The organism is Aeromonas sp. 2HA2, from assembly GCF_029237345.1.
GTDB classification, from domain to species: Bacteria; Pseudomonadota; Gammaproteobacteria; order Enterobacterales; family Aeromonadaceae; genus Aeromonas; species Aeromonas salmonicida.
Genome location: NZ_JAACGB010000024.1, coordinates 1 through 25,546, shown reverse-complemented (window position 1 = coordinate 25,546; position 25,546 = coordinate 1). Strand labels below are relative to the sequence as shown.

Annotated in this window: 28 protein-coding genes and 3 tRNA genes; 18 read left to right on the top strand and 13 right to left on the bottom strand. The window is 60.0% G+C overall.

From position 1 onward, the window contains the following. Window positions 1–88: 88 nt before the first annotated feature. Window positions 89–439 (bottom strand): phasin family protein, encoded by a 351-nt coding sequence (locus GWQ29_RS20935; protein WP_021138288.1) that lies wholly within the window; start codon window positions 437–439, stop codon window positions 89–91. 317 nt (window positions 440–756) lie between these two features. On the opposite strand from GWQ29_RS20935, the gene GWQ29_RS20930 reads away from it, so the two are divergent. The 3 genes from GWQ29_RS20930 (at window position 757) to pdxY (ending at window position 3,395) form a co-directional block, all read left to right on the top strand. Beyond that, window positions 757–1,320 (top strand): phaC PHA synthase, encoded by a 564-nt coding sequence (locus tag GWQ29_RS20930; protein WP_275908148.1) that lies wholly within the window; start codon window positions 757–759, stop codon window positions 1,318–1,320. Between the two features lie 78 nt (window positions 1,321–1,398). Continuing rightward, on the top strand, window positions 1,399–2,154 hold the full coding sequence (locus GWQ29_RS20925) for a DUF429 domain-containing protein (RefSeq protein WP_275908147.1): 756 nt from the start codon (window positions 1,399–1,401) through the stop codon (window positions 2,152–2,154). 377 nt (window positions 2,155–2,531) lie between these two features. Continuing rightward, on the top strand, window positions 2,532–3,395 hold the full coding sequence (gene pdxY / locus GWQ29_RS20920; RefSeq protein WP_059111957.1) for a pyridoxal kinase PdxY: 864 nt from the start codon (window positions 2,532–2,534) through the stop codon (window positions 3,393–3,395). A gap of 24 nt (window positions 3,396–3,419) precedes the next feature. Here pdxY and GWQ29_RS20915 read toward each other — a convergent pair whose 3' ends face one another. The 6 genes from GWQ29_RS20915 to cyaB form a co-directional block, all read right to left on the bottom strand. After that, window positions 3,420–3,761 (bottom strand): antibiotic biosynthesis monooxygenase, encoded by a 342-nt coding sequence (locus tag GWQ29_RS20915; RefSeq protein ID WP_275920243.1) that lies wholly within the window; start codon window positions 3,759–3,761, stop codon window positions 3,420–3,422. A gap of 117 nt (window positions 3,762–3,878) precedes the next feature. After that, on the bottom strand, window positions 3,879–4,997 hold the full coding sequence (locus GWQ29_RS20910) for a glycerol dehydrogenase (RefSeq protein ID WP_275920242.1): 1,119 nt from the start codon (window positions 4,995–4,997) through the stop codon (window positions 3,879–3,881). A 246-nt stretch (window positions 4,998–5,243) separates the two neighbouring features. Beyond that, entirely contained in the window at window positions 5,244–5,750 is a 507-nt protein-coding gene (locus GWQ29_RS20905) for a GNAT family N-acetyltransferase (RefSeq protein WP_275920241.1), read from the bottom strand. 196 nt (window positions 5,751–5,946) lie between these two features. Beyond that, a complete protein-coding gene (locus GWQ29_RS20900) occupies window positions 5,947–6,339 on the bottom strand; it encodes an NUDIX domain-containing protein (RefSeq protein WP_275920240.1) in 393 nt (130 codons plus the stop codon). 25 nt (window positions 6,340–6,364) lie between these two features. Beyond that, window positions 6,365–6,877 carry a DUF4823 domain-containing protein gene (locus GWQ29_RS20895; RefSeq protein WP_275920239.1) on the bottom strand — a complete coding sequence of 171 codons (513 nt, stop codon included), beginning with the start codon at window positions 6,875–6,877 and terminating at the stop codon, window positions 6,365–6,367. A gap of 79 nt (window positions 6,878–6,956) precedes the next feature. Next, the gene (gene cyaB, locus GWQ29_RS20890) at window positions 6,957–7,499 is read right to left on the bottom strand and encodes a class IV adenylate cyclase (RefSeq protein ID WP_058406976.1); all 543 of its coding nucleotides are present in this window, start codon (window positions 7,497–7,499) and stop codon (window positions 6,957–6,959) included. Window positions 7,500–7,578: 79 nt separating this feature from the next. On the opposite strand from cyaB, the gene GWQ29_RS20885 reads away from it, so the two are divergent. The 5 genes from GWQ29_RS20885 (at window position 7,579) to GWQ29_RS20865 (ending at window position 10,237) form a co-directional block, all read left to right on the top strand. Further along, window positions 7,579–7,887, top strand: a complete 309-nt coding sequence (locus GWQ29_RS20885) for a hypothetical protein (protein ID WP_265422834.1) — start codon at window positions 7,579–7,581, stop codon at window positions 7,885–7,887. Window positions 7,888–7,928: 41 nt separating this feature from the next. Continuing rightward, complete coding sequence (locus GWQ29_RS20880) at window positions 7,929–8,774, top strand: DUF5718 family protein (protein WP_099993082.1); 846 nt, start codon at window positions 7,929–7,931, stop codon at window positions 8,772–8,774. A gap of 138 nt (window positions 8,775–8,912) precedes the next feature. Then, on the top strand, window positions 8,913–9,245 hold the full coding sequence (locus tag GWQ29_RS20875) for a YnfA family protein (RefSeq protein ID WP_059167499.1): 333 nt from the start codon (window positions 8,913–8,915) through the stop codon (window positions 9,243–9,245). A 45-nt stretch (window positions 9,246–9,290) separates the two neighbouring features. Continuing rightward, entirely contained in the window at window positions 9,291–9,758 is a 468-nt protein-coding gene (locus GWQ29_RS20870; RefSeq protein ID WP_275920238.1) for a GNAT family N-acetyltransferase, read from the top strand. 32 nt (window positions 9,759–9,790) lie between these two features. Then, window positions 9,791–10,237 (top strand): acetyltransferase, encoded by a 447-nt coding sequence (locus GWQ29_RS20865; RefSeq protein WP_275920237.1) that lies wholly within the window; start codon window positions 9,791–9,793, stop codon window positions 10,235–10,237. 71 nt (window positions 10,238–10,308) lie between these two features. On the opposite strand, the gene GWQ29_RS20860 is transcribed toward GWQ29_RS20865, so the two are convergent. Beyond that, entirely contained in the window at window positions 10,309–11,697 is a 1,389-nt protein-coding gene (locus GWQ29_RS20860) for a DEAD/DEAH box helicase (protein ID WP_275920236.1), read from the bottom strand. A 228-nt stretch (window positions 11,698–11,925) separates the two neighbouring features. Beyond that, window positions 11,926–12,402 carry a glutathione peroxidase gene (locus tag GWQ29_RS20855; RefSeq protein ID WP_275920235.1) on the bottom strand — a complete coding sequence of 159 codons (477 nt, stop codon included), beginning with the start codon at window positions 12,400–12,402 and terminating at the stop codon, window positions 11,926–11,928. A 277-nt stretch (window positions 12,403–12,679) separates the two neighbouring features. On the opposite strand from GWQ29_RS20855, the gene GWQ29_RS20850 reads away from it, so the two are divergent. Next, window positions 12,680–13,288, top strand: coding sequence for a 2OG-Fe(II) oxygenase (locus GWQ29_RS20850; RefSeq protein ID WP_034523454.1), 609 nt, complete (start codon window positions 12,680–12,682; stop codon window positions 13,286–13,288). A 202-nt stretch (window positions 13,289–13,490) separates the two neighbouring features. Further along, window positions 13,491–14,480, top strand: a complete 990-nt coding sequence (locus tag GWQ29_RS20845; protein ID WP_275908854.1) for a D-alanine--D-alanine ligase — start codon at window positions 13,491–13,493, stop codon at window positions 14,478–14,480. A gap of 61 nt (window positions 14,481–14,541) precedes the next feature. Here GWQ29_RS20845 and GWQ29_RS20840 read toward each other — a convergent pair whose 3' ends face one another. After that, the gene (locus GWQ29_RS20840; protein WP_099993092.1) at window positions 14,542–14,955 is read right to left on the bottom strand and encodes a VOC family protein; all 414 of its coding nucleotides are present in this window, start codon (window positions 14,953–14,955) and stop codon (window positions 14,542–14,544) included. Window positions 14,956–15,120: 165 nt separating this feature from the next. Here GWQ29_RS20840 and GWQ29_RS20835 point away from each other — a divergent pair, with 165 nt between their 5' ends. Then, the gene (locus GWQ29_RS20835; protein ID WP_265422829.1) at window positions 15,121–15,888 is read left to right on the top strand and encodes a tRNA-uridine aminocarboxypropyltransferase; all 768 of its coding nucleotides are present in this window, start codon (window positions 15,121–15,123) and stop codon (window positions 15,886–15,888) included. A 198-nt stretch (window positions 15,889–16,086) separates the two neighbouring features. After that, the gene (locus tag GWQ29_RS20830; protein ID WP_005311090.1) at window positions 16,087–16,866 is read left to right on the top strand and encodes a TSUP family transporter; all 780 of its coding nucleotides are present in this window, start codon (window positions 16,087–16,089) and stop codon (window positions 16,864–16,866) included. A 48-nt stretch (window positions 16,867–16,914) separates the two neighbouring features. Here GWQ29_RS20830 and GWQ29_RS20825 read toward each other — a convergent pair whose 3' ends face one another. Both GWQ29_RS20825 and GWQ29_RS20820 read right to left on the bottom strand, forming a co-directional pair. Then, window positions 16,915–17,772, bottom strand: a complete 858-nt coding sequence (locus GWQ29_RS20825; protein WP_099993096.1) for a LysR family transcriptional regulator — start codon at window positions 17,770–17,772, stop codon at window positions 16,915–16,917. A gap of 57 nt (window positions 17,773–17,829) precedes the next feature. Then, window positions 17,830–18,747, bottom strand: coding sequence for an EamA family transporter (locus tag GWQ29_RS20820; RefSeq protein WP_275920234.1), 918 nt, complete (start codon window positions 18,745–18,747; stop codon window positions 17,830–17,832). Between the two features lie 155 nt (window positions 18,748–18,902). Between GWQ29_RS20820 and GWQ29_RS20815 the strand changes: the two genes are divergently transcribed. From GWQ29_RS20815 to GWQ29_RS20805, 3 genes are all read left to right on the top strand, one after another. Beyond that, on the top strand, window positions 18,903–19,790 hold the full coding sequence (locus GWQ29_RS20815; protein ID WP_265463311.1) for a helix-turn-helix domain-containing protein: 888 nt from the start codon (window positions 18,903–18,905) through the stop codon (window positions 19,788–19,790). A gap of 262 nt (window positions 19,791–20,052) precedes the next feature. Then, window positions 20,053–21,690, top strand: coding sequence for an ATP-dependent endonuclease (locus GWQ29_RS20810; RefSeq protein ID WP_275920233.1), 1,638 nt, complete (start codon window positions 20,053–20,055; stop codon window positions 21,688–21,690). Window positions 21,691–21,879: 189 nt separating this feature from the next. Then, a complete protein-coding gene (locus tag GWQ29_RS20805) occupies window positions 21,880–22,599 on the top strand; it encodes a hypothetical protein (RefSeq protein WP_017412051.1) in 720 nt (239 codons plus the stop codon). Between the two features lie 86 nt (window positions 22,600–22,685). On the opposite strand, the gene glgX is transcribed toward GWQ29_RS20805, so the two are convergent. Next, window positions 22,686–24,749 (bottom strand): glycogen debranching protein GlgX, encoded by a 2,064-nt coding sequence (gene glgX / locus GWQ29_RS20800; RefSeq protein WP_275920232.1) that lies wholly within the window; start codon window positions 24,747–24,749, stop codon window positions 22,686–22,688. Window positions 24,750–24,945: 196 nt separating this feature from the next. On the opposite strand from glgX, the gene GWQ29_RS20795 reads away from it, so the two are divergent. The 3 genes from GWQ29_RS20795 (at window position 24,946) to GWQ29_RS20785 (ending at window position 25,379) form a co-directional block, all read left to right on the top strand. Beyond that, window positions 24,946–25,031, top strand: a tRNA-Met gene (locus GWQ29_RS20795). A gap of 92 nt (window positions 25,032–25,123) precedes the next feature. Beyond that, window positions 25,124–25,200: transfer RNA gene (locus tag GWQ29_RS20790), tRNA-Met, on the top strand. 102 nt (window positions 25,201–25,302) lie between these two features. Further along, window positions 25,303–25,379: transfer RNA gene (locus GWQ29_RS20785), tRNA-Met, on the top strand. The last annotated feature ends 167 nt before the right edge of the window (window positions 25,380–25,546 follow it).

The window sequence follows — 25,546 nt, the reverse complement described above, 5'->3', positions numbered from 1 at the left end:
CTCCTTCACCCACACCCGTGACAGGGCGAGCCTGTCGTGTCGGGTCATGGGGAGATGTGGCTGCCCGCATCGGGCAGCCAGGGGGATATCAGGCCTTGCCCGTGCTCTTTTTGATGCCGTCGGCCGCCAGGGTATCCAGCTCTTCCTTGAACTGCAGACCCAGCGCATTGAGCTTCTGGATGTCATCCAGCATCTGGCGGGATAGCTGGCTGGCGGTTTCCAGCTGCACAGTGCCGAGGGCCGCCAAGCTCTGGGCATCCTGCACCTTGCCAACCGCCTGCAACTGGCTCAATCCCAGTTCGGCATAGGCATTGGCGGAAGCCAGCTGCAACCGGGTCAGTTGTTCAATATTGCTGGCCAGCAGCTGGTTGTAACGGGTGAGGGGGGCAGCAAAGCCTTGCATCTGCTCGGTAAAGGTCTTGATTACGTCCATATTCATCGCGCGTCTCCGTGGTTGACAGCAGGGTATTGCAAAAGGCCGACAGGCCCATTCTTTGGTTACATCCGTTCGACTACATCCTGAAGTCGTTGCGTGTCGTTTGCTCTGTTCAAACGCACGTTTGAGCATTGTGTTACCAAATGAGGCTTGATGTAAATAATATAAATGTTAATTTTTGCTTAAATTTTGATTCTGGTCTGGCCAGGTGACCGAGTGAATTCAGACGGGGAATGACGCAGCCACGCCTGCCCGGTCTCGTTCCTTCCTGCCAGTACTGATAGGCTGGCGCCACTCTCTGACCGTCAAGGAAAGCCCCGATGAAACCTGCCCACCTCTTGCTTGCCTGTGGTTCTTTAGCCCTGAGCGGTGTCTCCCATGCCAGCACCCCGATTCAGGTCTCGCTGCCCGGTGTCAATCTGCCTGCCTCTCATCAGGTTGAAGGCGCCAGAGCCTCCTTTCTCTATGGCCACACCGGTCAGGTGAAAGGGATAGATCTGCCCATCTTGGCCCTCTCCGATGTGGATCAGTTCAGCGGTCTGCAGCTTGGCGTCTTCCTCGGCGCCGGACGGGTGCGCCATCAGTTCAACGGTGTGGCCATCAATGCCGTCAACTGGCACGAGGGACAGGACAAGGGGGTAAACCTTGGCTTCGTCAATCTGACCAACAATGTGCAGGGCCTGAACTGGGGCGCCGTCAACATCGCCAAGGGCAATGCTCTGGCCAACGTGGGCTTCGTCAACTATGCCGAACGCACCACCTTCCAGTTGGGTTTCATCAATGCCACCAAGCATCTGGACGGGCTGCAGATCGGTCTGGCCAACTACGCCGAGAACGGTATTTTCCCCATACTGCCGCTGATCAATTTCAAGAAATCTTTCTAAGGCCGGCTCCCGGCCTTGCTTTAGGGGCCGCAGCCATTACCCTGTGCTCCATTGATAGCGCGCAGAGGTGACACGGGCATGACAATGGAACACATGGACGCCATCGGCATCGGCTGGGATGTGAGAGGCTGGCAGGGCAATGCCCAGGCGGTGGCCGTGGTGGGCTGGCAGGCGCGCGAGCAGTGCCTGCACTGGTTTGGGGTGTCGCCCCTGTTCCGGTTGAGCTCGCGGGTGGCGCCGGATCTGGATGCCCTGCTGCGCCCGGCGCTGCAAGATGAGATGAATCTGATGCAGGTGCTGGCTTGCCCGCAGCTGGCACTGGGTATCGATGCGCCGCTCGCCTTTCCACGTGCCCTGGGCGATCTGCTGGCGGGGAGGGCGACCGAGTGCGCTGTGCCCCAGCGCGAAATTGACAACCCTTATGCCTATCGCGATTGCGAGCGCTGGCTGCACCGGCAATATGGCAAGAAGCCCCTCTCCGCGACCTTCGACCGGCTCGGCAACAACGCCACGCTGGCGCTCTCCATGCTGCCCCGGCTGGGGGATCTGCAACTCGTACCCAAGCTGCAGTCTCAGGCCGATCGCGCCGTGCTGGAGGTCTATCCCGCTTTGGCCAAAGTGGGTGGCAAGGCATCCGCGGTCAGGGCCGAGCTGCAACCCCATCTGCCTGCAGAATTGGCGACGGGCACGGATCGCTATGACGCTGCCATCTGCGCCCTGATGGCGCTGCAATACGCCGCCAAGGGGACTGTGTATCTGCTGCCACCCCTGATACAAGCGCCCGCCGACATGGTACTGGATGAAGGCTGGGTCTATCACTTCGCGCGCCCTTGAAAGCAGGGCCGGATACTGACCTCTCGGCCTTGTTCTGCTTCTTTTCTGCAGGGTGTTATACAGGGCACCCGGGTTTTTCTTTGCTTTCCTCAGTGCCATCACGCAACCAGATCCGATGCTGACTTATTGCTCTCATATGCCATCAAACAAAATCATGGGATCACCCTGTGAAACTCGGTCAAGCCAGAGGGAACCGCCCCTGGTCTGGCAGGGCAAAAATGGCACTAACAGGGCATGGGGTGGGATTGTGATGACAAATTCATCGTTTGATGGTGATTTTCGGGGCTAAATAGCGGTTTGTGCCGCACAAAAGTAGAAGTGCAATCTCCTCATCCGATATATTGCGCCTTTCCCTGATCTTCTCTGCGGTGATGTCGATGAAACGCATTCTCTCTATCCAGTCCCACGTGGTGTTTGGCTGTGCCGGTAACAGCGCCGCCGTGTTTCCCATGCGCCGTCTCGGCATGGAGGTGTGGCCCGTCAACACGGTGCAATTCTCCAACCACACCCAGTACGCGGCGGGCTGGCAGGGGATGGCGATGCCTGCCGGTCACATCAGCGCCCTGGTAAAGGGGTTGAGTGATATCGAGGTGCTGGGCCAGTGTGACGCCGTGTTGAGCGGTTATCTCGGCTCGGCCGAGCAGGGGGACGAGATCCTGGCGGTGGTGGCCGCGGTCAAGGCCGCCAATCCCAATGCGATCTATTTCTGCGATCCCGTCATGGGGCATCCGGAGAAGGGGTGCATAGTCGCCCCCGGTGTCACCCGTTTTCTCACCGAGCAGGCGTTGCCGGTGGCCGACATCATGGCTCCCAACTTGCTGGAGCTGGAGACACTGTGTGACACCCACCTGGCGGATCTGGCCCAGACCCGGGTGGCTGCCCATCAGCTGCTGGCCAAGGGGGTCAAGATGGTACTGGTCAAGCATCTGGGGCGTGCCGCACAGGAGTCGGGTCGTTTCGAGATGCTGCTGGCCACCCCCGAGGGCGACTATCTGATCGCCCGTCCGCTCTACGCGTTTGCCCGCCAACCTGTGGGGGTAGGGGATCTTATCAGTGCTCTGATGCTGGCCAATCTGCAGACCGGCTACGATGCCGTGACTGCCTTTGAGCGAACCAATGCGGCGGTGGACACAGTGATGCTGCACACCTGGCAGGCAGAGGCTTACGAACTGCAACTGATTTCAGCTCAGGATGCGTTTGCCGAGCCAGTGATCAAGGTGCGCGCCGAGCGGTTGGCCTGATCATCCCGGTTTGCGAGCCCATGATCACACGGTAGGCAGGGCTGCCGTGTTCACTCCCAGCGCGACTGTCTGACAGTGTTCCACTGCCTGATAGTGTTCCACTGTGGGGAAGGGGTCGTAGAAGTGGTGCAGCAGTGCTTTCCATTGCTGGTACTGAGCGGAGCCGCGAAAGCCCTGGGTGTGATCTTCGAGCCGCTGCCAGCTGACCAGCAACAGATAACGGTGAGGATCGGTCAGCGAGCGCTGCAACTGGTGCCCGGCGTACCCTGGCATGGCACTGATGATGGTCTGGGCTTGCCCAAAAGCCTGTTCGAAGGCGGCGGCCTGACCCGGGATAATCTGCAGATGGGCGACTTCCAATATCATGATGACTCCTTGTCTTGACGGGGGAAGCGCCATTTCAGCAGTTCAGGCCACAACGAACAAGGCCAGCCGTCAGGCTGGCCTTGTTCGTTGTCGATCATCAAGGAGTTTTATCCCGGATCAATCCCGCGGATAACGGGCCCGATAGCGCTCGGCCATGGCGTTGGCCGCTATCATGGCGTTGTAAACATCCTGCTCGCTCACGGCCATCGGCATATTGACCATGGTGTCGAGGGGATCGCAGGCAAGCGCTGCCACCTTGCGCCACTCGCTCTCGATGAAACGGGTCAGCCCCATCTCCTGCAAGGTCATGGGCAGACCGGCAACCTGGATGATGCGCATCACCTCATCGACCTCGGTCTGGGGCGAGCGCTCCAGCACCAGCTGGGTCAGCAGACCGAATACCACCTTCTCCCCGTGCTGTGCCCGGTGCAAGTCAGGTACCACCGACATGCCGTTGTTGACTGCATGGGCTGCCGCCAGACCACCTGCCTCGGCGCCGACGCCGCTCAGGTAGATGGTGGCTTCAATGATCTGCTCGAGCGCCGGTGTGGTGACATGATGGTGAATGGCATCCATCGCCATTTCTATGTTTTCCCCCAGCAGCTCATAGCAGAGTTTTGCCAGGCCAAGTCCGGTACGGGAGGGGCGCTTGCCCACCAGGTTGATGCCATCGGCTCGATAGCAGGCGCGGGCCTCGAAATAGGTGGCCAGGGCATCCCCCACGCCAGCGGCGAAGAAGCGGGCAGGAGCCGCCGCTATGATGGCGGTATCGGCGATCACCACGTCCGGGTTCTGGGGGAGGAACAGGTAGCGCTCGAACTCGCCCGCCTGATTGTAAATCACCGCCAGCGCGGTACAGGGCGCATCGGTGGAGGCAATGGTGGGGAACAGCACAACGGGACGGCGCAGGTAGAAGGCAACCGCCTTGGCCACATCCAGGGTCTTGCCGCCGCCGATACCGACGATCACGTTGGCGCCCTGCTGTTCGGCGAGATCGCAGAGGCGACGGATCTCGATATCGGTGCATTCGTAGTTGAACTTCTCGACCCGTCCTTTCAAGCCTGCTTGCAGCAGACCGGCCAGCGCCTCTTCGCGCACCCGCTCCAGGATGAACTCATCGCTGACGAGCAGGGCGTTGTCGCCAAAATCTTTCACATGATCATGGAGTTGAGGCAGAAGGTCGTGACCTATGATGAACTTTTTGGGGGAGGTGACGGTACGAGGCAGAATAGGCATGCAGGATTCCTCAAGGCAGTGAGTGACACCCGTTAGGTATGCAAACGGGTCTTCCTGCCACACCATACGCCTAGCTCGCCATCAGGTGAAGGGGTAATGGCGCAGGCTCCTTGTCAAAATTAATCAGCTGGCGCTTTTGATTGTTTTTGCAAAGGGGCGTGCCCTGCTTGAACAAGCGCGCCACGCCGCAGCACAATGCGCCCTCCGGGGAAAGAGTGGGCGCCTTGCTTTCCCGGAGGGCATTCATCAGAGCTGCTTGTAGAAGAAGAGGGTGGCGGCCAGGGTACCGTCGGCATTGCGGGCAAAGTCCGGGATCTGGCCAACTTCCTGATAACCGAGCTGGCGATAGAGGCTGGATGCCACGTCGCCGACCCGGGTATCAAGCACCAGCAGGGTGCGTCCCTTATCCCGGGCGCCTTGCTCCATGGCGGCCATCAGGGCGCGGCCGACGCCCTTGCCACGGGCGTGGCTGTGCACCATCAGTTTTTCTACCTCGGCCCGGTGGCGGCCATTTGCCTTGGTGCAAAGCGCCAGTTGCAGGGCCCCGACCAGGTGGTGCTGCTCGAAGGCAACCCAAAGCCGACGCCTGCCTGCTGCCAGCTCAGTCTCGATCCCTTGCCAGTATCCCAGTCCCTGATCTTCTGTCAGTGGCGGCAAAAATCCCACCGAGGCGCCATTGACCACGCTGTCTTGCAGCAGGGTGATGAGCGCAGGCTTGATGCCCAGGGTGGTATCAACCTCAACTATGTCCATCGAGATTCCTTGTCAAACGTGGTCGCGACAGCGGGTCTTGCCCGCTGCGGCTGAATGCACAGATACAATCCAGTGTCATCAGCATGACTGGTTAGACTCGCCTTTTCTGATGCCGATTTCAAGTCGGTCGCCTCTGCAGAGTGCGCAGGATCACGCTTGTCCATCAGCCCCACAACAGGTTCATCAGCCGCACGTCTTAGCGAATAAGGTTTTGCTCTGCCAGCCAGGCGAACAGCAGGCGGGAAACGGGGGAGATCTGTTCGAGGTGGCGGCTATCGAGCCAGCGCAGTTCGGCGATCTCGGCCGAGGCAACAGGTGTACCGCTGGCCTCGCCGGTGTAACAGCGCAATCGGACCTGCACGCCTTCAGGCTTGCCATCGGCCTGGGCGCTGAATTCGCAGGCAAGGCGCAAGGTGTCGGCTTGCAGGGGCACGCTCAGCTCCTCCTCGATTTCTCGCATCAGCGCCGCTTCATCGCTCTCTCCCGCCTCGCGTTTGCCGCCGGGAATGTAGTAGATGGCCTTGCCGTGGGAACGGGCGCAGAGCAGTTGCTGATCCTTGAAGGTCAGCCAGGCGAGTTTGTCGATCATGATTGTGTCCCGGTGGTTCAAATGGTCAGTAGAGAGTATTCACGTATTTTTCAGTCGGTTCCGGCAGCAGATCTTGTGGATGATCACCACCAAATGTAGCCCATTTGCTTTTTCCCTTAAATGAGCTGTTGGCTATGCTCTTTTTGCTCAAGGTATCGTAGATAACTACCTGAATTTCAATTACATCCGGTTTTCCAGACCATTCTGTTGCCCGTTCCTCCCAATGTAGAATGACGGGTTTCACATAATATCTGAACTGAGTCGGCTCAATGTTGGTCAGGCAAGGATCTCCATGACAACTGGTCGTGATCTCGACTCTGTGAGCCTTCTTGGAAAATGCCGCATAGATTGCCAGGGCCGTCATTTGCCCCGAATTCTGATACTGCGTAGTTTCATATGACCCATCTTGGGGTTGCGAAATGAGTACCCCCTGACTGGCATCGAGTTTATTGGTCATCGTTTGTACATCGGCTTGTTGATAGGTCGAGCTGCAGCCGACAGCAAGCAAGGAAAAAAGGGCACCGAGATAGGGTTTCAAAATACATTCCTTTGTTTAATCAGTTGTTTTTTGATGTTTAGATAAAGCGTGATTTTTATACCAAAGTTAAAAATATAACTTATTGATTAAGCTCACATAACTCCTTATAGGATCGATATTCTCGCTGCTTCAAGCCCAGCTTTATCGCCAGATGCTCCAACTCGGCTCTATATTCCTCCAACCGATCTTCGTCATCGGTCATGATGGCCAGCTCGGCAAAGTCGCCGAGCCCGTCCAAGTGATCCAGCGTGACGTGGAAGGGGCCAACAAAGTAGATGCTGCGCCGCTTGCTGATGGCCAGCACCTGCTGATAACCCAGGGTCTGCAGCATGCTCGCAGCCTTGTCGGCGTCCGTGATATTGACCGCCTCGCAGCGATCCCGCTCGGGCCCCTTGACGATCCAGAGCTTTATGCCGGAAGGCTGCATGGTACGGATCACCAGGCTCTTGCCCTCTGTGGCCAGGGTAGGTTCCGGTGTGTCGAAGTAGCTGTCCTGTTCCAGATTGTTTTCCAGCATGACTTCCGGATCCAGCGTCTTGAGCGTGGAGATGAAGGCGGGTCTGTCATCCAGTCGATATTTGAATTCGACTTCATAGCGGCCCTGAAAATGATCCTGTGACATTGAGGCTGTCCTTGTAAGCTGCTGGCGTTTGCTGGGTGGCAGCCTACCAAAGTTGAGGGGGTGGCCCAAGGGGTCAGCCTTGCTGGAGATGGAAACGCTCTGTTTCCCGTCGGGTTCGTTTGCGCTTTGTGATTTTCCAGTAGAGCGCTTTTCTGCAGGCGTGGCTGATCGGCGTATTGCCTTTGTCAGTGATCTGGCTGGCCGCCACTCTGTCAGCAAGAGAGGGAATGAAAAACGGGTGTTAACAGGTGGTGAGTCCCTGGTTAGAGAGTCACCAATGGGCGCCAAAAAGTTCGCGCTGGCGCACAGGATGGGGCGCCCGGACTGGGCGGGAACAGGCCCCTGTGGTTTAATCCTTGCCACTTTCGCGGTAGCTGCTTCCGCTTGATAGGCCAGCTACCCCCGCTTTGGCAAGATGCAGGTGATCAGATGCAAGTGACAGCAGAGAGCAAATTTATCGGACTCGGGGTGGCGGGCAACTTTGCCGGCCACCTGGAGCAAGCTGGAGAAGCCTCGGATTTCGTGGCTGTGGTGGTGCGTGATACCACAGCGCCCAAGGCGCTGTTTCCCTTCTATGTGCCGGGTCACCCGGGTCAGCTCGGCGTCTTCCCCCTGAGCGAGAAGGCCATCTTGCTGCCAGAGGCGGCGGTCAGTGGTGACGAGAAGGTGCAGATCGAACCGGAAGTCGCGCTCTGGTGCGAGCTGGAGTACGCAGGTACCCAGGTGGTGGCCATCCATCCTCGCGCCTTTGGGGCCTATAACGACTGCTCCATTCGTCGTCCCAATGCCAAGAAGATCAGCGAGAAGAAAAACTGGGGGGAAGAGAGCAAGGGGCTGGCAGCCAATCTGCTGCCACTCAGTGGTTTTACCGCGGGTTGCGAGCTTGATGACTATCGCATCGCCTGCTATCTGGAGCGCAATGGCGAGCTCCACGTTTACGGGGTAGACAGCGCCGCCGTTGATTACAGCTATTTTCATCAACAGCTGCTGGACTGGGCCATCGACAAGTTCAACCATCAGCAGGATGAGGGCCCGGCAGAGCATATTCAGGGGCTGCTGGCCCAGGCTGGCTACCCGTCCCATGCGCTCATCAGCATAGGCGCCACCCGTTATACCCCCTTTGGCGAGACCCACTTCCTCAAGCCCGGCGATACGTCCTGTGTGCTGGTCTATCCGGCCAGCCGTTATAGCGAAAGTGATATCCGCGAGGCCATTCGCACCCGTCAGTTCGGGCCGGATGTGTCAGCCCTGCTGCAAGCGGTCAAAACCCGCTAATACCACCACCTTCCCCCGTGCTCGCGGGGGAAGGCTCGCCTTCTTGCCATTCCATCCCGTCTTTTTTCGCTGTGCTTACATAACCTGATGATTTATTTTAACATTCAGCCTGTTTAGCAAGGGCGATAGAGACACATCATGGTAGAACTCAAAACGATCGGGCTGTTTCTGATCACGGCGGTGGCCGAAATCGTCGGCTGTTATCTGCCCTATCTCTGGCTGACACAGGGCCGAAGTGTCTGGTTGCTGCTGCCAGCGGGTTTGAGTCTGGTGCTGTTTGCCTGGCTGCTTTCACTGCATCCGACCGCTGCCGGCCGTGTCTATGCCGCCTATGGTGGCGTCTATATCTTTGTCGCCATCCTCTGGCTCTGGCTGGTGGACGGTATCAGACCTACGCTGTGGGATCTGGTGGGTTCGCTGGTGGCGCTGCTCGGCATGGCCATCATCATGTTTGCACCAAGGCCCGCTTAGGGTCCGGGGTGACGCTGCGCCGGGAACAAGATCAGGAGGATCCCCATGGTGGTGATCAGAACGTGCAATGAACAAGACGTAGCGGGTTTGCTGACCCTTTATCGGGAGCTGAGGCCCCATGATCCGCAGCTGGTTGAAGCCGAGGCGGCCCTTGCCGCCTTGCTGGCTCAATCCCATGTGCGGCTTATCGTCGCCGAGGTGGAGGGTCAGCTTGCCGCCACCTGCCAGTTGGGGGTGATCCCCACCCTCACCAACGGTGGCAGGCCGTTTGGCATCATAGAGCACGTGATCACGGCGGCCCGGTTTCGGCGCCAGGGGCTGAGCCAGCAAGTGCTCGAACAGGCGCTGGCCATCGCCTGGCAACAGGATTGCTACAAGGTGATGCTGCTGTCAGGGGAGGGACGTGAGTCGGCCCACCGCCTGTATGAAAAGCTGGGTTTCAAGGCCGGCATCGAGAAGGGATTCGTCATCAAACAAGTGGATGCCAAAGGCACAGCCGAGCCTCTCCGGTAAGGCTGTTCACGCCACACAACAAGAGTCATGTCATGAAGATTGAACAAGCAAAGACGCGGGATCACCCGACCCTGATCAGCCTCTGGGAAGCCTCGGTACGCGCCACTCACCACTTTCTGCCAGAGGCGGAGATAGATGTCCTCAAGCCGCTGATCCTGGAGCACTATTTCGCGGCCGTCGATCTGGTCTGTGCCAGGGACGACACAGGTATCACCGGTTTTTGCGGCGTGCACGATGGCAATATCGAGATGCTGTTTCTCGCACCCGAGGCAAGAGGCCGTGGCATCGGACGCCTGCTGGTGGCCCATGCCATCAGCCGCCAAGGGGCAACCAGGGTGGACGTCAACGAGCAGAATGTGCAGGCGCTTGGCTTCTACCAGCGCATGGGGTTCGCCGTGACGGGGCGCTCGCCACTGGATGGCCAGGGCAAACCCTATCCGCTGTTGCATATGGTGCTGGCGGATTTCGAAAAGGTGTGATCTATCCTGCCAATAAAAAACCGCCTTTCGGCGGTTTTTTATTTTTCAGTGCGGGCAGCTCATGTCCGGCCTTACTCCTCGTTGGAGTTGTCCTGATAGCTGTCGCGCTGGGCCCGGGGCAGGCGGCGCATCGGGGTGAGCCCTGCGTCTACGCCACCGCGATCCTTCTGGCGCGCCGACGCTGGTTGCTTGCTGCCATCGGCTTTGGGCTTGCCCCTGCCTTTGGCGGGCGCCTTGGCATTGTGCTTGGCGTTGGCATGGCCGCGATCCCGCGGCGGGTTTTGTACCGGCTTGCTACCCGGCAGGGTCTGGCGAGTCGGTTTGCCGCTCGGCTCATAACCGGCCAGGATCTCACTCGGTATGCTGAGGCCGATCAGGGACTCGATGGCCTTGAGTTGATCCTGTTCATCCTGGCTGACCAGGGAGATGGCTTCACCGCCACGACCGGCACGGCCGGTACGGCCGATGCGGTGGATATAATCCTCGGCCACCTGCGGCAGCTCGAAGTTGATCACATGGGGCAGCTGATCGATATCGAGACCACGGGCGGCGATGTCGGTGGCGACCAGCACCCGTACCTTGCCTTCCCGAAAATCCGCCAGCGCCCGGTTGCGGGCACCCTGGCTCTTGTCACCGTGGATGGCGACGGTATTGAGGCCGTCTTTTTCCATCTGGTGGGCGAGACGGTCGGCGATCTGCTTGGTGCGCACGAACACCAGCACCCGTTGCCAGTTGTTGCGGCCGATCATGTGGGAGAGCAGCTCGCGCTTGCGCTCGCGGTCGACCTTGATGATGCGCTGGTTGACCTGCTCGGCCGTGCTGTTGCTCGGGCTCACCTCGATCAGGGTCGGGCTCTTCAGCAGATCGTCGGCCAGCTCCTTGATCTCGTTGGAGAAGGTGGCGGAGAACAGCAGGGTCTGCCGCTCTTCCGGCAGCGCCTTCATGATGCGGCGAATGTCGGTGATGAAGCCCATGTCGAGCATGCGATCCGCCTCATCCAGCACCAGCACTTCCAGCTCGGTCAGGGTGAGGGCGCGCTGGGTCAGCAGATCCAGCAGGCGGCCCGGGGTCGCGACCAGGATGTCGACGCCGAGCTTGATGGCCTCCAGGTTGGGCTTGATGCTGACGCCGCCGTAGGCGATCAGGGTGCGAAACGGCAGGTGATGGGCGTACTTGATGATGCTTTCGCCCACCTGGGCGGCCAGTTCACGGGTCGGGGTCAGCACCAGGGCGCGTACCTGACGACGGCCACCACGGCCATGGTTGGCCATCAGACGGTGCAACATGGGCAGGGTGAAACCGGCCGTTTTACCTGTGCCTGTCTGGGCGCTGCCCAGCACATCCTGGCCTGCCAGCACAGCCGGAATGGCTTGCTGCTGGATGGGGGTTGGCTGTTCGTAACCCAATTCCTTGACGGCCCGCAGAATGTGCGGTGACAGACCCAGTTCGTTAAATGACATGTTCGAGAGAGACTCCTGAGGTGAGCCTTGGGCTCAACGAGTGACAGACAGGCGCTGACGCCTGGCCTGTCACAACATAAGACGCAGCGGACCACCTGGGCAGCCAGCCACGACATAGAAAAGATAATGGGGGCGTAATATAGCAGATGTGCGGCCTGCACGCAGCAGCCGTGTCACTTGCCCGGGCCGCTGCGTGAGTCTGGTCCCGCATCAACCTGCTGGCTAGGCTCAGAGCAGTGCGTTTATCTCGTCCAGCAGGCTCTCTGGCTTGGTCTGGGGGGCGAAGCGTTCCACCACCTCGCCGTCGCGGTTGATGAGGAACTTGGTGAAGTTCCATTTGACGTTTTCCAGCCCCAGCAATCCGGGTTTTTGCTGTTTAAGCCAGCGATAGAAGGGGTGGGTGTGCTCGCCGTTGACTTCGCACTTGGCCATGATGGGGAAGCTGACCGGATAATCCAGCGAGCAGAAGCGGGCGATTTCGTCCGCATCCCCTGGCTCCTGATGGCCAAACTGATCGCAGGGGAAGCCCAAGATCACCAGCCCTTTGGGTCCCAGCTGCTGATAGAGTGCCTCCAGCCCCGTGTATTGGGGGGTAAAACCACAGCGGCTGGCCACGTTGACCACCAGAATGACCTGACCTTGCAGGGCGGTGAGAGAGAACTCGGTACCATCGAGACGTTGCAGGGGAAGATCGGGCAGAGACATGGTGCACTCCAGAGAGGATGGGGCCCATTCAGGGCAGTGGTTATGCACGTTAACGGGCCCGGGATCCCGAGGCAAGCAGCAAGTGCCGGGTTTGCCTCCCCTCATGCATCCTTTTGTCGAGCCAGATCACAGGGCGGCGAGGCCGGTACGATAAAGGGCGCCTTCTGTGGCGGGATAGCGTATTGATGGTGGGACTTCTCAGGAGAAGCAAACTGGTTTGTGCTCAGGCCAGGAAGTCGCTAAAAAGCGCCCTCTCTCCACTAATTGCGAGCCAATCTTGGACTATCAAGCCGTCATGGATGCCATTTACACCCGGGGATGGGTGATTGTGGATGACTTTTTAACCGCCGTTGAGGTGGATGCCCTCAAAGCCTGTCTGCCCCATGCGTGGCATCCGGCCGGGATTGGGCGGGAAAGTCTGCATCAGGGCAATCCCGATATTCGCCGTGATCAGATCCACTGGCTGGAGCCTTCCCTTGGCGCGCCAGTGGCGGACTATCTCGGTCGCATGGAGTCCCTGCGCCTCGCCGCCAACCGCATGCTGATGCTGGGGCTGTTCGATTACGAGGCCCACTTTGCCCGTTATCGCAGCGGGGACTTCTATGCCACCCATCGCGATGCTTTCGCTGGTCGCTCCAACCGTCGTCTCACCTCTGTCTTCTATCTCAACAACGACTGGCAACCTGAGGCGGGTGGCGTGCTCAGGGTCTATGACAACGACGAGCAGCTCTTGATGGATGTCTCTCCCAAGGGAGGGCGGCTGGTATTGTTCCTGTCGGAGGAGTTCCCCCACGAGGTACTGCCCGCCAATCGTGAGCGTTACAGCATAGCCGGCTGGTTTCGGGTCAATGGCAACGGCATGGGGCGCGTGGATCCGCCGCGCTGAGCCCTTTTCGTCCCGTTTTTGACACAAGAGGGGATTTTTACGGGCCGCGGCTGCCTGATGGTGCCCCCATCAGCTGACAAGGCTTGATTTCCCTTGCTACACTGGCTCGCACTTATGTTCGTATCTGGCTTCGTCCATTTTTAGTGCAGTTGGATTATCACATTGTCATGACGAAGCCGCTTCTCCCAAGGGATCACATCTAATGAAGAACATGCATGTCTTGCTGCTGTGCGGCGGCGGTGGCTCAGAACACGAAGTCTCTCTGCGCAGCGCCAATTTCCTTGAGCAACAACTCGGTTTGGTGCCCGGTGTCGAAGTGACCCGGGTCGAGATGTTCGCCGACCGCTGGCTCTCTGCCGACGGCCGCGAGTGCAAGCTGGGGCTGGACAAGCTGCTCTCGTTTGACAGCGTGGCCCGTCCGGTGGACTACGTGGTGCCCTGCATCCACGGCTATCCGGGTGAGACCGGCGATCTGCAATCCTTCCTCGAGCTGGCGGGCCTGCCTTATCTCGGTTGCGATGCCGAGGCGAGCAAGATCTGCTTCAACAAGATCAGCACCAAGCTGTGGCTCTCCGCCATCGGCATTCCCAACACCCCCTATCTGTTCCTGACCGAACAGAACGACGCCGCCCTGACCGAGGCAAAAGCCGCCTTGGCCAAGTGGGGCAAGGTCTTCATCAAGGCCGCCTCCCAGGGCTCTTCCGTGGGCTGCTACTCCGCCAGCAACGAAACCGATCTGCTGGAGGGCATCAAGGATGCCTTCGGTTACTCCGAGCAGGTGTTGATCGAAAAAGCGGTCAAGCCCCGCGAGCTGGAAGTGGCTGTCTACCAGTACGGTGACGAGCTGATTGCCACTTATCCTGGCGAGATCTGCGTGCCGCAGGACAAGTTCTACACCTATGAAGAGAAGTACAGCAGCGCCAGCCACACGGCGACCAGCCTCAAGGCCGAAGGCCTGACCCAGGCGCAGGCCGATGCAATTCACGAGTATGCCCTCAAGGCGTTCCGTCAACTGAAACTGACCCACCTGTCTCGCATCGACTTCTTCCTGACGGAAGAGGGCGAGATCCTGCTGAACGAGATCAATACCTTCCCCGGCATGACCTCCATCTCCATGTTCCCGAAACTGCTGGAGCATCACGGCCACAGCTTCGCTCACTACCTCGAGCAGATCCTGCGCAAGTCCGCCTGACGGTTTGCCGAAAACAACAGAGGGGCCCGCGGGCCCCTCTGTTGTTTGCAGCTTGTCCAGATCACATGGGATCAGGGGTGAACAGCCAGATATGCGCCCCTTGTGGATCGGCAATCAGGGCCATGCGCCCGACTTCCGGGATATTCAGGGCCGGCACCACCACGGATCCTCCATGCTGGCTGACCTTGGCCACCCTGGCGTCCACGTCATCCACCGCTATGTAGGTTGCCCAGTGCGGCGGAACACCGGCCATATCGGGATTGTCACGGGTCGTCTGTACCCCGGCTACAGGTCTGCCATTGACGACCAGCATGGGGTAGTTGCCTCCCTCCATGGCCATGGTCTGGCTCTCCCAGCCGAGCACTTCCGTGTAAAAGCGGATCCCGGCCTCGGCGTCCGGAACATAGAGCTCGTGCCAGGTGAAGGCAGAGCCTTCCGCCAGGGCATGTTCTCTTGCCATATCTTGTTCTGCCATCGTCTTCCTCCTGTGTCCCATGCGTGGGCGCATGGGTTGACGACCAAGTATAGAGAGGCGTGGCACCCCGGCTTGCCCCGGATGGGGGGCCTTGCTGCGCGGCGGACGGCTCGTTACAATCTGCCCCCTTTTTTCCGCAACGTGCACCGCCAGAGCCGCGCCCCCATGAAGCCAATCCCAGATCACGCCGTCAATCGCCTGCGCGTATGGCGCAAGAGCATCTCCACCCGTCCTTTTCTCGCCCGTGGTGGCACTGTGCCACGCTGCGAGGCATGTCAGTTGCGCTCTGACTGGTGCGCCTGCGAATGGCGGCCAGAGCTCAAGGCCGAGGCCGGCTTCTGCCTGCTGATGTATGACAGCGAGCCCATGAAACCCTCCAACACGGGTCGCCTGATCGCCGACGTCCTGCCGGATACCACCTGGGCCTTTCTCTGGAAGCGCACCCAGCCCCATCCTGAGTTGCTGGCACTGCTGGCCGATCCCGTCTGGCAGCCCTATGTGGTGTTCCCCGCGTGCGAGAAAAACCCGGCGCGAGTGACCGAACAGGTCATGCTCGCCCCCGGCAAGAAGCCGCTCTTCATCCTGCTGGATGGCACCTGGCCCGAGGCACGCAAGATGTTCAACATGAGCCCTTATCTGGATGGTTTTCCCGTGCTGGCGGTCAAGCCGGATGCACTATCCACCTATGGCATGCGGGTCGCCAATTGTGATGAGCACCTCTGTACCGCGGAAGTGGCGGCCTGTGTGCTGGAGGTGGCCGGTCAGCTGCAAGCCGGACAGGCGTTGCAGCTCTGGTTCAATCTGTTCAGCCGTCGCTACATGGCGGGCCGTGTCAGCCGGGCGCCCGGTGAGGATGAAGTGCAGCTGCAACAGGCGTTGGCTGCGATCAAGGGCGGCGTACCGGCTGAGGCGCTGACTGATAGCGCCGCCTGATGGCGGGGAAGGGGAGGACTGGGCGAGATGAATAAGACTGATGAAAATATGGAATCAATTGGCTGCCACTGTTTCGTTAGCCTCATGAACCCATGGCCTTTAGGATAGCGGCCAAGTCAGCTTGTCCGGCTTGTTTACACAGCAAATTCAACAAGGGGCCCCTCTTTTGCGGGCGACCCTGTCTCGCGAGGTCTATGGATGGAATTGGAACTGTTTACCCTGCTCGCCCTGTTCGGGGTGGCGCTGATTGCCGGCTTTATCGATGCCATTGCCGGCGGCGGTGGCCTCTTGACCGTCCCTGCCCTGCTGGCGACTGGCATGCCGCCGGCGCTGGTACTGGGCACCAATAAACTGCAGAGCAGTTTTGGCTCCTTCTCCGCCACCTGGTTTTATGCCCGCAAGGGGCTGCTGGAGTGGGCCATGATCTGGCCTGCGGTGATCTGCACCTTTATCGGTGCCGCCATCGGCACCCTGGCGGTGCAGACCATAGACGCCGCCATTCTGGAACGGCTCTTGCCCTTCCTGCTGATGGCGTTTGCCTGCTACTTCTTTTTCTCCCCCAGAGTGAGCGATGCAGAGAGCGCACGCCGCCTGACCCCCATGGTATTTGCACTGTTGGTGGGGGGGGGAGTGGGCTTTTATGACGGCTTCTTCGGCCCGGGCACAGGGTCGTTTTTTGCCATCGGCTTCGTGGCGCTGGCGGGTTTTGGCATGGCGCGGGCCACAGCACACACCAAGCTCCTGAACTTAACCTCCAACCTTGCCTCCCTGCTGTTTTTTGCCCTGGGTGGCAAGGTGGTGTGGAGCGTTGGTTTCTGCATGGCGCTGGGGCAGTTTATCGGTGCCCGTGTTGGCTCCAGACTGGTGCTGAAGAAAGGGGTAAAGCTCATCAAGCCCCTGCTGGTGACCGTCTCTGTGCTGATGTCAGCCAAATTGATGTGGAGCCAGTATCCCGAGCTGTTTGCCTGGATCCAGTGAGACGGCAGATCTGCTTATCAACCCGTGCTCTCTACTGCTTGCACGGGTTTATTGACTCGGCCCGCTGAAATGATGAAAGTGCCTGCGCAGCGCACTCACCAGCTGCGCAATGCGTTCCCGCTTCAGACTGCTCTGGCGATAGACCAGATGCAAAGGGCGCCCCAGCCCAGGCAAGGGGCGAGCCGTTTCCCCCTGTTCTCCCACCAGTGCCAGCAGACCTGCCGGCAGCAGCACAGGACCTATGCCTGCCTTGGCGAGTTCTATCAGCGCCAGATAGGAGTCCAGCTCCATGGCGGGCACCAACCCCAATTGTGCCAGCGGCTCGCGCAGATAGCGGTTGGAGGGGTTCTCCAGATCCATAGTCAGGATCTTGCGCTGATCTGCCGAAGGCGCCTCATGCTGATCGTCCCCCACCAGATAGAAGGGCTCCTCCAGCAATAGCTCGGCTCCCAGGCCATGGCCGGGAGGAAGGCGGCCGGCACAGATGCCGAGCAGGGCGTCGCCACTGCGCACCCGGGCCAGGATCACGGGGGTATGATGGGTGGAGAGGGCAATATGGGGATCGCGGCCCAGATAGTCGTGCATGAAGCGGGCGAGGTAGCCCGCCAGCAGGGTTTCGGAGCAGGCGATCGGCAGGGGAGTCAGATCGGTGAGGGTCAGGCTGTCGGCCAGCACCCCCTTCATCTCGGCGAGACTCGGGGCCACCCGGTCGAGCAGCTCCCGCGCCTGGGGGGTGAGCCGGATCTGGCGGCCATCCGGCTCGATCAGCTTCTTGCCAAGGCGCAGCTCCAGCTGACCAATGCGCTTGCTCACCGCCGACTGGCTGATGTAGAGGCGGCTGGCCACCTTGGCCATGGTGCCCTCGCTTGCCAGCAGACTGAGTGTCTCCAATCCTTCCAGTAACATTAGGGCCCCTGGTGTCTCACCGTATATCGAATGGCGTTACCTTAGGGGCTGATGGCGTCAGGAGCAAGTGTCGTTCACCGCCTTGGCAGGCCGCCAGCGCCACTCCCGCAAGGGTGGGGCGAAGATCACCAGATTACCGAGCAAACTGATCACAACGCCCACCACTGAGACCGTCTGCCAGACAAACCCTTCATAAAGCGTCGAGAGCGTGAGCGCTACCAGCGGGAACAGCACAGTGGCGTAGGAGGCCTTGCTGGCGCCAATCCTGCCCACCAGCGTGAGGTAGGCAGTGAAGGCGATGACAGAGCCGAACAGGGCGAGATAGACCATGGCCGCCAAATAATGGCCGTCGGTCGGAATGGTCAGGGATTGGCCGAGCAGGGTGACCCAGCCCAGCAGCAATATAACCCCGTACACCATGCCCCAGGGCACCAGTTGCAGCACGTGATAGCCGTGACGCTGGCCGCGGGCAGAGACCAGGTTGCCCAGCGAGAAGCAGAGGGTGCCGCCACAGGCCAGCAGCAACCCCTTCCAGCCGTTTGCACCCAGTTGCGCATCCGCCAGCACGGGCCAGAACAGCAACAGTGTGCCAAACAATCCCAGCACGGATCCTTGCAGCCAGCGCAAGTTTGGGCGTTTGCCCTCGAACAGCCAGAGATTGAGGCCGTTGAAGATGCTGGCACTGGCGAAGATCACCGCCGACAGGCCACTCGGTATGTAGAGGGTGGCATGATAGAAGCAGAGAAAGTTGGTGGAAAAGAGCAGGGCGCCGAGCAGGGCCGCGTAGCGCTGGCCCGCCCAGGGCAGGCGGGGGAAGCGGCCGCTGACGGTGAGCAGGGCAAACAGCGCAAGCGCCGCCAGCAGGAAGCGATAGAGCACGGACACCTCGATGGGAATGGGTCCGAGCTGCCAGGCGATGGCGATCCAGGTGCTGCCCCAGATAAGGACGGTGGCAAGATAGAGCAGGAGATTCATAACACATCCGGTGAAGTGGGAATGAGATGAACCACAGCATGGGGCGGGCCGGAGCGACTGGCTTGCACCATCTTGCGGTTATTTCAGCCGGGCCGCAGCGTTTGGCCCAGCGGCGCGGTAAGATGGCCGCAAGGCATGATGGGCGAGGCAGCAAGGTGCAACAGATAAGACAGGCGGGCGTATTCGATGCACTGGTCAGCACGGGAGCGCGGCTGGAAGACTCCTGCTGGCTGGAGCCGGGCCTTGGGGTAGCCAGCTGGCGCAACTGCTATGATCAGACCCGCTATCACAAGCCGGGTCACCATACTCTGAGCGTCTATTTGCAAGGGGGCGAGCAGACTGAGCGCCTCGATGGTCCCGGCGGCCATGGCGGCACCGGCAAGGTGTGCATCATGCCGGATCACCACAGATCCGAGTGGCTGGTGCGTGAAGAGTTCCGCTTTTTCCACCTCTACTTCACGCCGGCCCATCTCACCCGCATCGCCGAGCAGGTCTGCGACAAGGAGGGGCGCCATCTGCTGCTGGAAGACAAGACTTTCATCGATGACCCCCAGGCATCCGTGCTGGTACAGACACAGCTGATGAAGCTGGAGTGGCAGCACGGCGTCGATCGCATGGCGCTCTCCCACGGCGCTTGGATGCTGATGCTGCACGCCTACCGCCACCATACACGGGAGGCGCCGAGCCTGCCCGAGGTGCGTGGCGGCCTGGCACCCGGGGTGATCCGGCGGGTGCAGGAGTACCTGCAAGCCCATCTGGCCGAGCCGGTTACCCTGGCTGAGCTGGCACAGCAGGCGAGCCTCAGCGAATATCACTTCGCCCGTATGTTTGGCCAGAGTCTGGGTTGCCCGCCTCATCGCTATCTGCTTGGGCTGCGGCTCAAACGGGCCAAACAGTTGCTGGCAGGATCCGACTCCCTGGCCAGCATCGCCATCCTGTGCGGTTTCTCCTCCCAGGCGCATTTTGGCAATCGTTTTCGCGAGGCGTTTGGCCTCACACCGGGCCAGTGGCGTACACAATTGTCATCTTCTCGTCACAGATAACGCTGAGACTCTGGGCAAAAGAGGTGTACCATCTGCCACTTACCCATTGAAAGGAATGCCCATTGAATTATCGCAAACGCCAGACCCGTACTCGTCACCTTTGGTTCAGCCACTGGAATGCTCCCCAAGATCGCACCTGTATTCCCACCCCTCCCGAACCCGTAGTGCCTCACAGTTCCCGCTGAAAATCGATACGACCCGATAGGTTTTTTCCGGCAACTTTGCCACTATTGCGCCATCTGAATGGATTGGATATGGCTGCATGTTTCTGGAACGCATTGAAGTCAAAGGTTTTCGCGGGATAAATCGCCTCTCGCTCGGGCTGGATAACACCACGGTTCTCATCGGTGAGAACGCCTGGGGCAAATCCAGCCTGCTGCGCGCCCTCTGGTGTCTGTTGGGGCAGGATGCCGAACCCTATCAGTTCAGCAGCGATGATTTTCACCAACCGGAAGATCCCGAGCTCGCACCCGCCCGTCATCTGCAACTGGTGCTCACCTTCAGTGAACACAGACCCCAGATGTGTCTGCACTCCCATCGCCTTGCCCGTCTTGGCGCCTCCTGGGTCAAGCACAAAGACAAATTCCACCGTATTCACTACCGAGCCAGTGCCGAATTGCAGGCCGATGGTTCCGTGCTCACCACCCATGATTTTCTCGACGGCATCGGCAAGTGCCTGCCCATCGACAATGCCCATGAACTGGTCTGCCTGCTGATCACCATGAACCCTGTGTTCCGGCTGCGGGATGCCCGCACCGCACGCAACGGGGTCGAGATGTTGCAGTGGGGGGATTTGTCACAGAACCGGTTGAGCCAGCTGGCCGACAAGCTCATCGACGAACCCCAGCGCATCGGTGAGGCTGAGCTGAAAGAGGCGCTGCAGGCCGTGCGCCAGCTGATGGATCACTACTTCAACGCCCTTGCCCCCATGAAGCACAAGCCTCGCAGCCAGCGGGACATCGTCAATCGCCCCATGACACTGCGCAATCCCGGCAATCTGCAGACGCTGCTGCGCAATGCCGACAACCGGGCGCTGCAACTGGCGATGGCAGGCATGGCGGCCACCCTGCTCAACGCCCGTGGCAACCGCGAGCTGGAACAGGGGGCGCGACCCATCATGATCCTGGAAGACCCCGAGAGTCGCCTGCACCCCACCATGATGGCGCTGGCCTGGGGTCTGCTGGAGCACCTGCCGGGCCAGAAGCTGCTGACCACCAATTCGGGCGACCTGCTCTCCTCCCTGCCTCTGAATCAGGTGCGCCGTCTGGTGCGCCGCCAGCAGGACATCGTCTGTCATCAGCTGGGGGGCGAGCGTTACAGCAGCGATGATCTGCGCAAGATTGCCTTTCATGTGCGCATCAACCGCCCCATGTCGATGTTTGCCCGTTGCTGGCTGCTGGTGGAGGGGGAGACCGAGATTTGGCTGCTCTCCGAGTTGGCCCAGATCTGCGGTTACAGCCTGCGGGCGGAAGGGGTACGCATCATTGAATTTGCCCAGTGCGGTCAGTCGCCTCTCATCAAGGTGGCGCGCGACTTTGGCATCGAGTGGCATCTGCTCACCGACGGTGACGAGGCGGGGATCAAATACGCCACCTCAGCCCGGGCGCTGCTCAAGGGGGAGCGGGAGCGAGACCGGCTGACCCAGTTGCCGGCGGCTGATATCGAGCACTACCTCTATCACAACGGCTTCGAAGCTGTGTTTCGGCGCGAGGCCGGGGTCGGTGGTCGTTCGACCCTCAATGCCGGGCGCATCATCAACAAGGCCATTCATCATCGCAGCAAGCCTGGCATGGCGCTGGCGGTGGTGGAGGAGGCTGAGCGCCTGGGGGGCGAGCATATACCGCCTGTGATCCGGCAGATGTTTGCCAAGGTGGTGGCACTGGCGCGCGGTCAGGGCTGATGGCCTGTGCTGGCCGGCATCCAATGATGCCGGCCAAGTGTGGCCCCGCCTTGTCATCCAGATGGTGCTGAGCGTCAAATCCCTCGCAAGGCGCTTGCAGAGATTGGGGACAGGGATGGGTTTGGGTATACTCGGCCCCTTCTCTGGCGCCCCACAGGCGCATTCCGAATCTTTGCTGCTGGAGGCGTCATGTTCGTCCAACTCCCTTTTTGGCTTTTTCCCCTGACAGGTTTGATGGCGCTGGGGGCCCTCATTGCCCTCGGCATAGTGTTGTGGCGCGGTGATCTCTGCCCGGGCCAGCGCTCGCGGATCACGGCCCAGCTTTTCTCCATCTGGGTGATCACTGGGCTCTCGCTGATGCTGGCGGTGGAGGCCAAGGTGGCGAGCTGGCTTGTCTGGAGCGGTGGCGCCGCCCTGATCCTGGGGATAGTGCTGTCCCTTGCCCAGTCACGGCTGGAGGGCAAGCGTGCCATCCCGTCCACCCTGCTCTGGCTGCCTGCCATGCCGCTGCTGGTCTATGGGGTCGGCCTGCTGCAAATCCAGGGCTGGCTGAGCGGCCTGCTGCAGATGACCTTGCTGGGGGCGGCCTTCGCGCACCTGATGCTGCTGCGGGCCCGCCACCGTCTGCAGGCGTTCAATCTGTTGCTGCCACTGGCGGGGCTGGTGGCTGCCATGCTGAGCCTGCTCTGGCTGGCTGTGCTGGTGGGCTGGCAGGGCAATGGTGCCGCGCTTGATGCCCTGATCCCCGGTGTGTTGACCCAGGCCATCTTGCTGATTGCAGCCTTGTTGCTCTGGTTCAGTCCCATCTATCTGCAAAAAGAGACGGCGCCCGTTGTGGTCTCCACCGCCCTGTGCGGCCTCGTCATTGCCCAGATAGCTGCGACCAGCGTGCTGCACCAGCTGACCTGATAGCGTACCGCACTGCATGAATAGAAAAGCCCACCCCGAGTCACTCAGGGTGGGCTTTTTGATGGCCGCAACAGTGCAATCCGGGCCTAGTAGAAGTCATCCGCCCCGCAGATAAAGAGGCAACTGCTGCGCGGCTGGGCCAGGTATTCCCGGGTCAGCCCCTCCAGCGGCATGCCGAAGGTGCAGATGTCGTGGGGTGAGGGCAGGGCGGTATCCAGGATCCGGCGCCAGTAGCCACCCACCCCCTTGGGGGGGCTTGGCAGATTGAAGGTGAGCGGCTCCCAGTAGGCATTGAACAGCACATAGAGTGCCAGCTTGGTTTCGCTGGAGAGTGCCGACATGGCGATGGCGTGGGAGTGGGGGCTGAAGTCCGGCTGGGCGGCATTGACACCGTGCCAGCAGATCTCGCTGTGACGCAGGATCTCGGTCAGCGACAGCGGCATGCTCTCCTGCTCCGGTCGCTGGAACAGGTGCTTGCGATACTGGATCAGCTCCTTCATGAAGCGGAACATCTCCTGTCCCATGGTACTGGTTTGCCAGTTCATCCAGCAGGCTTCGTTGTCCTGGCAGTAACCATTGTTGTTGCCGTGCTGGGTGCGCAGCACCTCGTCCCCCATCAGCAGCATGGGGGAGCCCACCGACAACAGGGTGGCCACCATCATGTTCTTGGCCTGGCGTATGCGCAGCGTATTGACGTGAGGATCCTCAGTGACCCCTTCATGGCCATGATTCCAGCTGAAGTTGTGATCGCAGCCGTCCCGGTTCTGCTCGCCGTTGGCCTCGTTGTGCTTGTGGTCATAACTGGCCCAGTCCCACAGGGTGAAACCGTCATGACAGGTGACGAAGTTGATGCTCTTCTCCGGGTCGGCGTGGTGATAGTGATAGATATCCGGGCTGCCGCACAGTCGCTCCACGAAGGGGGTGACGGCGTTGTCATCCCCGCGCAAAAAATGGCGCACGTCATCCCTGAACTGGCCGTTCCACTCACGCCAGCGTGCGCCGGCCAGGCTGCCCACCTGATAAAGTCCACCCGCATCCCAAGCCTCGGCGATGAGCTTGATGTCGGCGATGTGGGGATCCGTGTCTATGGTGCGCAGGGTCGGCGCATTGGCCTGTGGCATGCCGGACTCGTCCCGCGACAGTATGGCGGCCAGATCGAATCGAAAGCCGTCCACGTGCATCTCCTGGCGCCAGAAGTGTAGGCTGTCCATGATCATGCGCAGAACCACTGGGTGGGCACCGTTGAAGGTATTGCCGCAGCCCGAATAGTTGGTGTCCTTCTGATTGCTGTCGAGGATGTAGTAAGCCTCGTTGTCTATACCGCGAAACGAGAAGATGGGGCCATCGTCGCCCCCTTCGGCCGTGTGGTTGTAAACCACGTCCAGGATCACCTCGATATTGGCTCTGTGCAGGGCCTTGACCATGTCCCTGAACTCGGTGAGCGGATCGCCGCCACTGGCATATTGAGCATGGGGGGCAAAGAACGACATCGGGCTGTAGCCCCAGTAGTTGGATAGCCCCTTGGGGGCATCCTGGGGATCGAACTGGAACACCGGCAGCAGCTCGACGGCTGTGATGCCGAGGGATTGCAGATAGGGGATCTTCTCGATGAGGCCAAGATAGGTGCCGCGCAGGGCAGGCTCCACCCCCGAGCTCGGCGACTTGGTAAATCCCCCCAGATGCAGCTCGTAGATCACGGAGCGGGAGAGGGAGTGAGCGGGGAGCTTGTCCCCTTCCCAGTCATAGTCGCGGGTATCCACCACCCGGTTCTTGGCACACACAGCCAGGTTGCTGCCGGGACGGGCCGCAGCCCAGCGGTCGTAGGTCGGCCCCAGCTCAATGCTGCGACCATAGGGGTCCAGCAGTACCTTGTCCGCATCGAAGCGGGTACCGTAGTAGGGACGCCAGGGGCCCTGGATGCGATAGGCATAGCGCTGGCCCAGTGGAATGCCTTCGATATGGATGTGCCAGTAGTAGGCGGTGCGGTTGAGACGGGGGGAGAGCACTATCACCTCAGGGGTGTCATCATCGGCACGGGTGAAGAGCAGCAGTTCAACCCGACTGGCCAGGCGGGCCCAGATGGCAAAGTTGACGCCGTCGTTCTCGGGTGTGGCCCCCAATTGACGGCAATGACCGGCGGATATGCGCATGATAAGGCTACCTAAAAAGAGGAGTGACAAGCCTTTTGAGTGTAGTGCGCCAAGCTGGCCCCAAACCTGCTTGTCTGAAAAAACAGCGTCCTGTTGCAAATTCCTTCAATTTGTGCCGCTTTAACCTTCGAATGAAGTTTTTTTAGGATATTTACTTGCAATCTGAGCGCTGGCGCCTATTATTGGCGACCTCAGACGCGGGGTGGACGGGGTGGAGCAGCTCGGTAGCTCGTCGGGCTCATAACCCGAAGGTCGTCGGTTCAAATCCGGCCCCCGCAACCATCTGGGTATCAGAGTCGAAAACGCTGATTAACGCATTGAAGACAAAGATAATTCGAACTGGCTACTGCTCGGCCAATTCGGAAAAATATGGACGCGGGGTGGAGCAGCTCGGTAGCTCGTCGGGCTCATAACCCGAAGGTCGTCAGTTCAAATCTGGCCCCCGCAACCAACTATTTGTGCTCATGGCGAGGCTGATGCCACGCGGTGAGCGTAAAGACAGCGAACTACTTCTGCTCGGTAGTACGCGGTGATAAAGGCAATACAATTCGGACGCGGGGTGGAGCAGCTCGGTAGCTCGTCGGGCTCATAACCCGAAGGTCGTCAGTTCAAATCTGGCCCCCGCAACCAACTATTTGTGCTCATGGCGAGGCTGATGCAAAGCGGTGAGCGTAAAGACAGCGAACTACTTCTGCTCGGTAGTGCGCGGTGATAAGGCAGTACAATTCGGACGCGGGGTGGAGCAGCTCGGTAGCTCGTCGGGCTCATAACCCGAAGGTCGTCAGTTCAAATCTGGC